Source organism: Salinibacterium sp. G-O1 (assembly GCF_030063305.1).
Lineage (GTDB): Bacteria > Actinomycetota > Actinomycetes > Actinomycetales > Microbacteriaceae > Rhodoglobus.
Window position 1 is genome coordinate 197,800 of record NZ_JASISV010000004.1, and the last position, 11,876, is coordinate 209,675.

General features: G+C 65.6%; 11 protein-coding genes and 2 tRNA genes. 8 read left to right on the top strand and 5 right to left on the bottom strand.

What is annotated here, in order from left to right; translation table 11 throughout:
- Window positions 1-12: 12 nt before the first annotated feature.
- From QMG83_RS14385 to QMG83_RS14395, 3 genes are all read right to left on the bottom strand, one after another.
- Window positions 13-1,005 carry a LacI family DNA-binding transcriptional regulator gene (locus QMG83_RS14385; protein WP_283506097.1) on the bottom strand — a complete coding sequence of 331 codons (993 nt, stop codon included), beginning with the start codon at window positions 1,003-1,005 and terminating at the stop codon, window positions 13-15.
- Window positions 1,006-1,068: 63 nt separating this feature from the next.
- Window positions 1,069-1,689 (bottom strand): response regulator transcription factor, encoded by a 621-nt coding sequence (locus QMG83_RS14390; RefSeq protein WP_283506098.1) that lies wholly within the window; start codon window positions 1,687-1,689, stop codon window positions 1,069-1,071.
- A gap of 3 nt (window positions 1,690-1,692) precedes the next feature.
- Window positions 1,693-2,877: a sensor histidine kinase gene (locus QMG83_RS14395; RefSeq protein ID WP_283506237.1), complete on the bottom strand. Its 1,185-nt coding sequence runs from the start codon at window positions 2,875-2,877 to the stop codon at window positions 1,693-1,695.
- Window positions 2,878-3,043: 166 nt separating this feature from the next.
- Here QMG83_RS14395 and QMG83_RS14400 point away from each other — a divergent pair, with 166 nt between their 5' ends.
- The 6 genes from QMG83_RS14400 (at window position 3,044) to QMG83_RS14425 (ending at window position 8,669) form a co-directional block, all read left to right on the top strand.
- Window positions 3,044-4,111 carry an ABC transporter permease gene (locus QMG83_RS14400; RefSeq protein ID WP_283506099.1) on the top strand — a complete coding sequence of 356 codons (1,068 nt, stop codon included), beginning with the start codon at window positions 3,044-3,046 and terminating at the stop codon, window positions 4,109-4,111.
- The gene (locus tag QMG83_RS14405; RefSeq protein WP_283506100.1) at window positions 4,108-4,800 is read left to right on the top strand and encodes an ABC transporter ATP-binding protein; all 693 of its coding nucleotides are present in this window, start codon (window positions 4,108-4,110) and stop codon (window positions 4,798-4,800) included. Before QMG83_RS14400 ends, QMG83_RS14405 begins: the two co-directional genes overlap by 4 nt.
- Before the next feature lie 53 nt (window positions 4,801-4,853).
- Window positions 4,854-5,198: a cupin domain-containing protein gene (locus tag QMG83_RS14410; protein ID WP_283506101.1), complete on the top strand. Its 345-nt coding sequence runs from the start codon at window positions 4,854-4,856 to the stop codon at window positions 5,196-5,198.
- Window positions 5,199-5,212: 14 nt separating this feature from the next.
- Window positions 5,213-6,637, top strand: a complete 1,425-nt coding sequence (locus tag QMG83_RS14415; RefSeq protein ID WP_283506102.1) for an NAD(P)/FAD-dependent oxidoreductase — start codon at window positions 5,213-5,215, stop codon at window positions 6,635-6,637.
- Window positions 6,638-6,683: 46 nt separating this feature from the next.
- Complete coding sequence (locus QMG83_RS14420) at window positions 6,684-7,484, top strand: inositol monophosphatase family protein (protein ID WP_283506103.1); 801 nt, start codon at window positions 6,684-6,686, stop codon at window positions 7,482-7,484.
- 447 nt (window positions 7,485-7,931) lie between these two features.
- Window positions 7,932-8,669: a M23 family metallopeptidase gene (locus QMG83_RS14425; protein WP_283506104.1), complete on the top strand. Its 738-nt coding sequence runs from the start codon at window positions 7,932-7,934 to the stop codon at window positions 8,667-8,669.
- A 19-nt stretch (window positions 8,670-8,688) separates the two neighbouring features.
- Here the strand turns inward: QMG83_RS14425 and QMG83_RS14430 are convergent, their stop codons facing one another.
- The gene (locus QMG83_RS14430) at window positions 8,689-10,383 is read right to left on the bottom strand and encodes a glycoside hydrolase family 13 protein (RefSeq protein WP_283506238.1); all 1,695 of its coding nucleotides are present in this window, start codon (window positions 10,381-10,383) and stop codon (window positions 8,689-8,691) included.
- A 198-nt stretch (window positions 10,384-10,581) separates the two neighbouring features.
- Here QMG83_RS14430 and QMG83_RS14435 point away from each other — a divergent pair.
- Together QMG83_RS14435 and QMG83_RS14440 are read left to right on the top strand one after the other, a co-directional pair.
- Window positions 10,582-10,653: transfer RNA gene (locus QMG83_RS14435), tRNA-Thr, on the top strand.
- A 26-nt stretch (window positions 10,654-10,679) separates the two neighbouring features.
- Window positions 10,680-10,753: transfer RNA gene (locus QMG83_RS14440), tRNA-Met, on the top strand.
- A gap of 74 nt (window positions 10,754-10,827) precedes the next feature.
- Here the strand turns inward: QMG83_RS14440 and QMG83_RS14445 are convergent.
- Window positions 10,828-11,769 carry a site-specific integrase gene (locus QMG83_RS14445; protein WP_283506105.1) on the bottom strand — a complete coding sequence of 314 codons (942 nt, stop codon included), beginning with the start codon at window positions 11,767-11,769 and terminating at the stop codon, window positions 10,828-10,830.
- Between the last annotated feature and the right edge of the window lie 107 nt (window positions 11,770-11,876).

The following is an 11,876-nucleotide window of genomic DNA, read 5'->3' on the forward strand; positions in this document are numbered from 1 at the left end:
GCGGCGTGGGCGTCAGGGGCGTTCCGAGCCCCGGAGTTTGAGAGTCGTGGGCAGAACGTGCCGGGTCGGTTCGGCCACGATTCCCGCCAGCCGGTCGAGCACGATCTGCGCGGCCAGGCGACCCATCTCGGGGATGTCCTGGCTGACCACCGAAATCGCGGGGGAGCTGAGTTTCGCAGCCTCGAAGTCGTCAAAGCCGATCAGGGGAAGCCGCCGGCCGGTCTTGAGAAATGCCTGGATTGCGCCCACAGCCGCACGGTTGTTGGCAGCGAAGACCGCGTCGGCGCTATCGCCGAAGATCAACTCCTCGACCGCGATAGCCGCCTCATCGCTGCTGTGGGCCGTGGTGCTTACGATCGCCGGATCGACCTGAATGCCCGCGGCATCCAGAGCCTGCCGGTAGCCGGAGTACCGCTCGCTCATCGTGTAGATCGACAGCGCGTCACCCACGAACGCGATCCGGCGCGCGCCGTTGTGCAGCAGCGCATCGACGGCGGCCCGGGCTCCGCCCTCGTTGTCGGCGAGAATCACGTCCGCCCCGGCAACCTCCATCGGGCGGTCGAGAAACACGATGGGAGGCAGCGGCGGCGGAACCTCAGACCAGGAGCGGCCAGCATCCCGCGGCGGCACCACGATGAGGGCATCGATGCGTTGCTCCATGAGCCGGTCGACCAGTCGATCGTGTTGCGTGCCATCCTCGTCTGAGCTGGCACTGATCACGAGGTAGCCGCGGTCGCGAGCGTAACGTTCGATGGCGCGGGTCAGTGTGGAGTAGTACGGATTCGCCAGGTCGCTGATGATGAGCCCGAGGGTCTTGCTCGTCCAGCCGGGGCGGATGCTCGCCGCGGCGAGGTTGCGGCGATAGCCCAGTGTGCTGATCGCTGCGGCGATCCGCCCCGCCAGGACCGGGTCGATGTTGGTCTGGCCGTTCACGAAACGGGAAACGGTTTTGAGGGCGACATCGGCTTCACGTGCCACATCGTTCATCGTGGGTGTGCGAGCCATCGTTGTCTTCCTCCGCTGGCCAGTCTTCCACGGCGGGGGCCAGACCCCGTACTGCGGCAGCAGTCAGCGCAGGATGCCCAGCCGTCGCCCCACAGACACGGCGGCCGTGCGGGATGAGACGTCCAGCTTCGAGAAAACATGCACGAGGTGCGACTTCACGGTGGTCTCGGAGACGAACAACTCTTCGGCGATCTGAACGTTCGAGCGCCCGGCCGCGACACGCTGAAGCACCTCGATCTCGCGACGGCTGAGGCTCACCTGGGGCTCCCTCATCCGGGTGAGCAGCCTGTTGGCGATGGCCGGAGCGAGCGCACTCTCACCGGCGGCAGCGGCGCGCACCGCCGCGATGAGTTCGTGCGGTGGGGCGTCTTTCAGCAGGTAGCCGCTGGCCCCCGCCTCCACCGCGCCGAGGATGTCGCCATCCGTGTCGTAGTTCGTCAGCACCAGCACGTAGGGAGGAGCGTCGAGCGCGCGGATTCGCCGCGTGGCGTCGGCTCCCGTCTCGCTGGTGCCGAATTGCAGATCCATGAGCACGACATCGGGGTTCTCGCGTTCTACCACGGCGACAGCTTCATCCGGTGTCGACGCCTCGCCGACCACTCCGAGCCCCTCCTCCTGTTCGAGCAGGGCGCGGAGCCCGGCCCTGACCACGGGATGGTCGTCGGCGATCACGAGTCTGATCATGATCTAATCCTCCACGACCAGGTCGACGGTCAGGGTCGTTCCGCCGCCGGGCCTCGAGGTGATCGTGAGCACCCCGCCGAGCTGGTCGACGCGCTCGCGGGTGGCGGTGAGTCCGAACGAATCAGACGTGCCCAGGGCGGTGGATGTCGCGACCGCAGTCGTGTCGAAACCCCGACCGTCATCGGCCACCGTCAGCCGCACCCGCTCGGAGTCCAGCTCGATGCTGATGGTCGCGGTGTGCGCATCCGCGTGCTGGAGCACATTGGCCATGGCGCCCTGCGCGATCCTGAGCAAGGCGGTTTGGATGTGCATCGGCAGCACGAGCGCGTCTGCGACCAGCACCCTCACCTCGAGACCTTCGCTCAACCATTGGCCGTCGGCGAGCCGGCGCAGTGCCGGCCCCATCCCCTGCTCAATGAGGGCGGGTGGTGCCAGCTCCCGGATGAACCGTCGCGTGTCGGCGAGATTCGCCCCCGCAGTCTCGCGCGCGAGGCGGATGTGCTCGACCCCGGCGGCGTCGGGCGCCGCGCGTTCGGCGGCGTGCAGCAGAAGCTGGATGCTCGACAACCCTTGCGCGACGGTGTCGTGGATCTCGCGTGCGAGTCGTGCGCGTTCCGCGAGAACTCCGGCCTCGTGCTCGGTGGCAGCGAGTTGGCTGCGGGTGGCGACAAGTTCGGTCATGAGAGCTTCGCGTTCTGCCGCTTCGCGGGCAAGTGCGTGATACCCACGGGCGATGACGATGGCGACGGCGGCTCCGACAAGCGGACCGATAACCCCTCCGGCGGTGAAACCGGTATGAAGACCCAGGGCCACAATCGCAAGGGATGTCGCGGCGAGCACTCCGACGCTTCCCCAGAGCGGCGGCAGCACGTGCAGCAACAGGAAGAACAGCGGGAAGACGAGATATGCCGCATCAGGTATGAGCCAGACGAGTGCGAGCCATTCGGCGCACAGTGCGACCAGCCAGGCCCACGCGTGGCCCTTCCGTCCCGAGCGGCCGAGGCGCGCGACGGTTCCACCGAGAGCGTAGGTGGCGAGCAGGAGGACCGAGAGCGCGACAATCACCACGGCGGTGTCGAGCCCGAGCACGATCGCCCGCACCGCGACAAGCGCCGTCAACGTGGCGACGAGCACGTGCAGGCTCGTCCGCAGCCCGATGAATACGGGGGTGAGCGCCGTGTGGATCATCGGCTCCACCCTACGTCGGAGGTTGGGTGATGGCATCCATCGAAAGTACGAGTCAGCGTTCCGCACTTCGGTGTCGGGAGTTCGGTCTCGTGAGGGATGCCTCGAATCAACCGAGCCGCGAGTCTGGTTGGGGTGCTGCTTGAGCACCACGGAAAGGACTCCACACATGTTTGTCGCCTGGCGGGATCTGCGCTTTGCGCGCGGCCGGTTCGTTCTTATCGGTTCGGTTGTCGCACTCATCACCCTGTTGGTGGGGTTTCTCAGCGGATTGACGGGGGGCCTGGCCGCTCAGAACATCTCAGCGGTGCTCGCGCTTCCCGCGGATCAACTCGTATTCTCGGCACCGACCGGGGACTCCGAGGCGAGCTTCTCCGACTCGACCATCAGTGAAAAACAAGTCGACGCTTGGTCTGCGGCCCCGGGGGTCGATCGGGCAGGTCCGGTAGGGATCAGTCAGGGCAGAGCCGAACTGGGGGAGTCGGCGACCGCCGTCGCTCTTTTCGGTACGCTCCCGGATTTTGACGTTGACACGCCCGCACATAATGGCACCCTGGTGCTGTCGGCGGCGGTGGCCTCAAGCCTCGACGCGTCGACGGGCGACACGGTGTCGCTCGCCGGCAGCTACTACACGGTCGCGGCAGTGGGTGCCGACTCCTGGTACAGCCACACCGCGGTCATCCACATGACCTTGCAGGACTGGCAGGCCTATTCGGCTGCCACCGGAAACCCAGACGCGTTCGCCACCATCATCGCCGTGACCGGGGAGCCGAACTGGGCCGCGGAGAACGAGGCCGCTGGCACCATCAGTCACACCACCATCGCGTCGCTCACGGCAATCGGATCATTCCGCTCCGAGATCGGTTCGCTACTGCTCATGGTGGCGATGCTGTTCGGCATTTCGGCGCTGGTCATTGGTGCGTTCTTCACCGTGTGGACCATGCAGCGCAAGGGCGACATCGCGATGTTGAAGGCGCTCGGAGCATCCACCGGTTCCCTCGTTCGGGATGCGCTGGGCCAGGCGCTTGTGGTGCTGCTGCTGGGCGTCGGCATTGGCATCGGCGTTGTCGCCATCCTCGGCGCGCTTGCGTCGGGTGTGCTCCCGTTCATCCTGAGTCCATTAACTACCGTCCTGCCGGGAGCGATCATGATCATTCTCGGCCTCGCTGGCGCGGCATTCGCCTTGCGTTCCGTCACCTCCGCCGACCCTCTTACCGCCCTTGGGAGCAACCGATGATCCAGCTCGACAACCTCACCCTCACCTTCCCGGATGGCGACGGTCGCGTCACCGCCGTTGACCGAGTGTCGCTCAGCGCGCAGCCCGGGACTGTGACCGGCATCACCGGTCCGAGCGGTTCCGGCAAGTCCAGCCTGCTCGCGGTCGCCGCCACCCTCATCCGGCCAGATTCCGGCCGCGTGATGATCGACGGGGTGGATGCCGCAGCCCTCAGTCGCGACGACGCCACAGCCCTCAGGCGGGCGCAGATCGGCATCGTGTTCCAGCAGTCCAACCTGCTGCCGGCGCTGACCGCCGTCGAGCAGCTGTCCGTGATGAACGAGTTGGGCGCTCGTGGCAGCCGGTCGCGCCGCGGCAAAGTGCAGGCGCGCGCCCGTGAGCTGTTGGATGCCGTGGGGCTGGCTGACCATGTCGACAAGCGACCCCACCAGCTGTCCGGTGGCCAGCGTCAACGGGTGAATATTGCGCGCGCCCTCGTGAACGAGCCGAGTGTTCTTCTCGTCGATGAGCCGACGAGCGCTCTCGACCAGGAGCGTGGGGCGAGCATTATCGAGCTGATCCTCAGCCTGACCGACGAACTCAACACCTCGACCCTGCTCGTGACGCACGACCTGGTGCACCTCCCACGAATGCACGCGACTGTCACCATGGTCGATGGGCGCCTGGAGCGCGAGATGGCTCGAATCTGAGCCTTCACGGCGACCACCAGACCGCCCGACCGGGCGTTCGATAGTGTCACAGCATGACGGATACGCTTCGGTCCAACTCGGGGATCAATGCCCTCACCGTGCCGATCACCCTTGAATCGCTTCCCGCCGATCAGGTTCTCTCCGGATCACCGTCGGCTGGAGTGAGCGACCTGATCGTCGGCGACACCGAGATTGGCATCTGGGAACACACCCCCGGAGAATCGACCGACGTCGAGGCAGACGAGGTGTTCGTCGTTCTCTCCGGTCGCGCGACGGTTGAGTTCGTCGAGACCGGGCAGGTTCTGCAGCTTGAACCCGGGGTGGTTGGCAGGCTCGCTGCTGGCACCGCCACCCGCTGGTCCGTGACAGAAACCCTCCGCAAGATTTACATCGCCTGAGTATCGGAGTCACCATGAGCATTCCCCCCACTGCCTATTCGCGCAGGCGGCAGCATCCCGTCGAGCAGCTCCGGGAGGCGCTGCGGGATGCCAGCACCACCCCGTTCTGGCTCGACTCCGCCGATCGTCCCGACGCTTTGCCCGCGCTCGCCGGCGACGCGGTGGCCGACCTGGTCGTGGTGGGCGGTGGATACTGCGGGCTCTGGACCGCGCTGATCGCCAAGGAACGCGACCCGGCCCGCGACGTCGTGCTGATCGAGGCGGCAGAGCTCGGGTGGGCGGCGAGCGGCCGCAATGGCGGGTTCTGTGAGTACAGCCTCACCCACGGTCCCGAGAATGGCGAGCGTCACTTCCCCGACGAACTGGACGTGCTCGACCGCCTGGCGCACGAGAACTTCGCCGACCTCAAGGCCACGATCGCCCGCTACTCGATGGATGTCGAGTTCGAGGAGACCGGGGTGCTGATGGTGGCCACCGAACCGCACCAGATCGACTATTTGCGCGAGGTTGCCGACGAGAGCCCAGCCGCCACCTTCTACGAGGGTGACGCTATCCCCGTGCGCTCGCCGCTGTACCGGGCGGCCGTCGCCGAGACGGCGGGCTACGGCTACGTGCATCCCGCCAAGCTGGTGTGGGAGCTCAGACGGGTCTGCCTCGAACTCGGTGTGCGCATCTTCGAGAAGAGTCCGGTGCGCTCGCTTTCGCGTGACGGCGACGGGGTAGGAGTTGTCACTAAGGATGGCGCGGTGCGCACCGCGCAGGTCGCGCTTGCAACGAATGGGTTCCCGTCCCTCCTGGCACGCACGCGACTGCTCACCATGCCGATCTACGACTACGCGATCATGACCGAGCCGCTGAGCCGCGAACAGCTCGAGAGCATCGGATGGGTTGACCGGCACGGCATTAACGACTCATCCCGCGAATTCCACTACTACCGCCGCAGCGCCGACGACCGCATCCTGTTCGGCGGCTTCGACGCGATCTACCACCGCGGTGGCAAGATCAGGCCCCGACAGGATCAGCGACCTGAGACCTTCGAGCTGCTGGCCGATCACTTCTTCAGCACGTTCCCGCAGTTGAAGGGCATCCGCTTCACACACAAATGGGGCGGGATGATCGACATGTCGACCCAGCTGGTCGCCTTCCACGGGCTCGCCTGGGGTGGGCGGGTCGCCTACAGCGCCGGATTCACGGGGCTCGGAGTGGCGGCCACCCGGTTTGGCGCCGAAACCATGCTTGACCTTCTCAGCGGCGAGACGACCGACCGCACCGAGCTGTCCTGGGCGAAGTCGCATCCGTTCCCGATCCCGCCGGAACCTGTGCGGTACCCCGCCATCCAGCTGATGCGAAAAGCGGTCGCGGCATCCGATGAGAATGGTGGCAAAGACGGGCTGCTGATCCGGATCGCCGACAAATTCGGGATCGGGTTCGACTCCTAGGAGGCCGCACAGATTCCGGTAAGCGAGCACGCCTTAAGCTGGTGCCGTGCCTCACGACGAACTTCTCACCATCGCTAAAACCATCGCCCTTCAAGCGGGTGAGCTCGCCAGAAAGCGCCGCACCGAAGGCATTGAGGTGGCCGCCACCAAGTCGTCGCCGGTGGATGTCGTCACCGCCGCCGATCATGAGACCGAGGCGCTCATCCGCTCACTTCTGGCGGATGCCAGGCCTGACGATGGTTTCTTCGGCGAGGAGAGCGGGGCAGAGAAGGGCACGAGCGGACTCACCTGGATCGTCGACCCGATCGACGGCACGGTCAACTACCTGTACGGCATTCCTCACTACGCGGTGAGCATCGCTGTGGTCGAGGGCGAGCCGGACCCGCTGACCTGGAACGCCCTCGCCGGTGCGGTAGTCAACCCGGCAACAAAGGAGCTGTTCACGGCCACGCTCGGAGGGGGCGCCCACCTCGGTGGGGCTGACATCCGGGTCGGCGACGCTGTGGAGCTGTCGCAGGCGCTGGTCGCAACGGGTTTCTCGTACGACGCCGCCACGCGGGGGGAACAGGGCGCGCTGATCGCCGGACTGCTGTCGCGGGTTCGTGACATCCGCCGGATGGGTACGGCGTCGCTTGACCTGTGCGCCGTGGCATCCGGCCGCTGCAACGCCTACTTCGAGCGCAGCCTGAGCCCCTGGGATCACGCCGCCGGGGTCCTCATCGCTCGCGAGGCCGGCGCAATGGTGAAGGGCCGCGGCGATGAAGCGCCCAGCCGCAATCTCCTCGTCGCCGGACACCCCACGGTCGTGGCCGAGCTTGAGAGCGCGATCAGACTGCTTGGTCTGTGACCCAGACGGGGGTTCGCGGTGCCACCACGCACCCGCTAATCTTTACCTACCCGTTATATTGCGAGCCGATCGGCTCGTGATCGTTTACCCGAAGATTCGATGTGTGCTGCCTGCGCGCATCATCCCTGAGGAGCATGCCATGTCACAGCGCGCGATGCCTGACACCGGCACGGCCGCGCTGCCCACCATGCTCAGGATGGGTCGCGCCTAATGGACGAGTTCAGCGACGGACAGCAGCCTCTTCTCACACGCCGCGAGGCACGAGCCCGAGAAGCAGCGCTTGCCGCAGAGCAGTCGGCGCCGAATGTTGCCCAGCCAGAACCGGAGATATTGTCCGCAGCGCCAGCCCCGCTCGCCGATGCTCCTGTCGCGCCCGTGGCAGGGCCGCGCCGCCGCGCATTGCCTGGGCCGAGAAGAAGTCGCGCGCAGCGCCGGGCATCACGCCACGTGAGCCACGCGGTGCGCTCCGCCCGGCGGTCTCCGAAACGTCACTCAAGCGCGGGGTCGAGGCTCGTCTCCCTTGGCTCGCTGATCATTGTCGGCGCGCTACTGGTGGGGTCATCACTTCCCGTCAACGTGCTCACGACAGATTCGAGCGCGACAGCGGCTACCGCGGCGATCGCGGTGGCACCACGCCTTTCCGCCGGCCAGACGCTGCGTGTGTCGGGCGAGGCCATCGACAGCGCGCCAGTGCGCGACAACTTCGGCGCGGTGTCGTACGCCCAGATTCTGTCTGCGCAGCTCTCGGGCGTCGACTACTTCTACAGCCAGGCAACCGGCATTGTGCGCTGGCCACTGCCTGCGTCGACGCCCACCACCGACGGCTACGGTGAACGCGCCAGCGGTTTCCATAAGGGTGTTGACTTCGTGCCAGGCGAGGGCGCCCCGATTTATGCGATAGCCGATGGTTATGCGGTGTCGTCGGGCTATGACGATTCTGGATACGGTGACCACGTCGTGATCCAGCACAACATCGCCGGTGTCAATGTGAGGACCAACTACGCCCACATGATCCTCGGTTCCAGCCCGATCGTGGCGGGCCAGCAGATCGTCGCAGGCGACTTCCTCGGCCTCGTCGGAGACACCGGAATCTCCTACGGCGCTCACCTGCACTTCGAGGTGTACGTCAACGACGTTCCGGTCGATCCGTACGCCTGGCTGCGGGCCAACGCCTCCGGCAGCTAGCGTTCAGCCCTGCCGCGCTCTAGCTTCGCAGCCAGACCGCGGTGTCTGCGGGCAGCGCACCGCCGACGATCCCGTCGCTCGCCAGCAGAAGGTCATCAAGCGGGAGCTCGACGGCCACTGCGCCGAAGTTCACGATGACGGTCACTGCGCCGTTGCGCAGCGCCAGAACATCTGGTCCGTAGCCGTCGATCCATTCGACGGTGCCGGAACCGAGGTTGTGCTCGGCCCGCAGCGCCAGCGCGGAACGGTACAGCTCCAGCGTGCTGCCGGCCACTCCCTCTTGCGCATCACGAGCGTACGGGCCCCAGTCCGCGGGTTGCGGCAACCAGCTTTTCGCCGACGGGCCGAAGCCGTATGAGGGCTTGTCTGCCTCCCAGGGGATGGGCACGCGGCATCCATCTCGGCCGTACTTTTCGTGGTTGGTGCGGAACCAGGTCGGATCCTGGCGGGCAGAGTCGGGAAGGTCCATGTCTTCGGGGAGGCCGAGCTCTTCGCCCTGGTAGAGGTAGGCGCTGCCGGGAAGCGACAGCATGAGGGATGTCGCGGCGCGCGCCCGGCGCAGCCCCTCGGCCGTGTCGGGCTTGCCCTTCGTCATCGGGCCGATTCCGGCACCCTGCGGAACATCCACGTGCAGCGCCAGGCGGGTGGCGTGCCTGACCACGTCGTGGTTCGACAGAACCCAGGTGCTGGGCGCGCCCACGCTGGAGAACGCAGCGATGGACTCGTCGACGATGCTGCGCATGGTCGCCGCAGTCCATTCGGTGAACATGTAGCCGAAGTTGAAGGCCTGGCTGAACTCGTCGGGCCGCACCCACAGAGCCATCTTTTCGAGCGGGTCTACCCAGGCCTCGGCGGCCATGACGCGGTCACCCTCGTATTCGGCGAGCACCGCGTTCCATTCGCGCCAGATCTCGTGCACGCCGGAGTGGCCCCAATACGGCGTTTCCTGGATGGCCTCAACGATGTCGGGGTCGACATCCGTGCCGACGGCCGCTGTGCCGCCCATGCTGGCTCCCTCGACGGGCGGGGTGTAGTCCGGGAGGCCTTCCTCCTTGATCATGCCGTGCGCAACATCCACTCTGAAGCCGTCGACGCCGCGGTCGAGCCAGAAGCGCAGGATGCCGAAGAACTGCTCGCGAACCCACGGGTTCTCCCAGTTGAGGTCAGGCTGGCTCACGTCGAAGATGTGCAGGTACCACTGGCCGGGAGTGCCGTCCGGGTTGGTTGTGCGCTCCCACATGGGGCCGCCGAAGACGGATTCCCAGTTGTTTGGCGCGATGTCACCGTTCGGGCCCTTGCCGTCGTGGAACATGTAGCGGTCGCGCTCGGGTGATCCCTCGGGGGCGGCCAGTGCCTCCTGGAACCAGACGTGCTGGTCAGAGGTGTGGTTGGGAACCATGTCGACGATGACCTTCAGTCCGAGGTCGTGGGCCGTCGAAACCATCGTGTCGAAGTCGGCAAGGGTGCCGAACATGGGGTCGACGTCGCAGTAGTCCGATACGTCGTAGCCGGCATCTTTCTGGGGCGACCGGAAGAACGGCGACAACCACACGGCGTCGACGCCGAGTTCGGAGAGGGAGTGCAGGCGGCTTGTAATGCCCGGCAGGTCACCGATGCCGTCACCATTGGACGACGCGAACGAGCGCGGGTAGATCTGATAGATCACGGCTGTTCGCCACCACTCGGAGCCTGTCGAGGTGATGACCTCGGTCATCTCAGACTGGTCTGCGGGCGCGGTGAAGTCTTCGGCACTCTCGATGGTCATTGGAACACGATACTTCATTCCGGCATCCATGCAAGCGCTTGCAGCACCCGAGGCGGCCGCTGTCTGGTTCGCTGCAACGTGCACTTGAGAGGCCCGCGCGGGTGCTAGTCTCTTACGGTGCCAAATGGACGGCTAAGTCCTTTGTGCGCCCCCTTAGCTCATTGGTAGAGCACTTCCTTGGTAAGGAAGAGGTAGTGGGTCCGATTCCCACAGGGGGCTCGGTGTCGGATGATTCGGCGCCGGATGGCTGAGTAGCTCAGTTGGTGAGAGCGCACGACTCATAATCGTGAGGTCGCGGGTTCGAATCCCGCCTCAGCTACGTTTGCCCCGGAATTCCGGGGCTGTAGCGGTTATCGGGTACGGTCACCCCGCATAAACCCCGCACATTCAATCTCACCCAACGAGCGGCTCGAGAGCCTTCGCTGCTTTCGCGCCACCAGTGTTGCGGGCCATATATACATCCTGCGTGAGGCTCGGATTCTCATGCCCCAGATAGTCGGCAATCTCCCGAGCGCTGAGGCCTGCCCTGTCCAACGCGGTCGCGACGGTCTTTCTGAAGCTATGAGTCGTGACGCCAGGGAACCCGAGCCGAGTTCGAGCCTCCGACCAATCCCGAGACGTATTTCGCGGATCTCGCAGATTGCCAAGAATCGTCGGGAAGACGAGCTCAGTCGTCGCATTCACTCGCCGGTCGGTCAGAAGCGAAACCAACGTGGCCGGGGGAGTGATCGTCCGGATGCCCGCCTTCGTCTTCGTGTGGTCCTGCCGGAGCACCCCGAGGCCTCTCGCACGCACCGCGTTGGCCTTTATGGTCACAGAGCCTTCCGCGAGGTCAACGTCCTCCCATGCGAGCCCGCACGCCTCACTGACACGACATCCGGTTCCCGCAAGGAACTCGATCAGGTCAGCAACATCCAACTCGCGGAGACGAGCATCCTCACGCACACTCACCAGCAACCCCGGGAGGTCAGCAAGTGGGATCGGGATGGCACCCTCAGCGCGAGCCTCGATGTTGCTGATCTCGCGAACTGGGTTGACGCGAATCGCATCCGACCGAGCGGCCATGCCCATCATCCCCGACAGGACGGACCGGCAAGCCTTCGCGGCTCCCGGCCCATGGTCGGTGACGACTGTTTGAATGAACCGGCCGAGCCGCTCGGTTGTCGCCTCAGAGACGGCGAGGTTGCCGATCTTCGGCCGTATGTGGTGCTCGATAGTCTGCCGGTACGTGTCATAGGTTCGCGGCGCCCGATCGACCTTCGAGGCCAGGAACTTATCCGCAAGAGCCGCAAGGTTCGTTTCCCGCTTGACCTCGACGCCGGCACTCGCGGACATAGTCGTCAACGCAGTCTGCAGCGCAGCCTTTGCTTTCGCTCGTGATGGAGCGAAACGCTCAACCTGGCGAAGCTTTCCGTTCTCGTGACGGTATCTAGTCCGCGCCC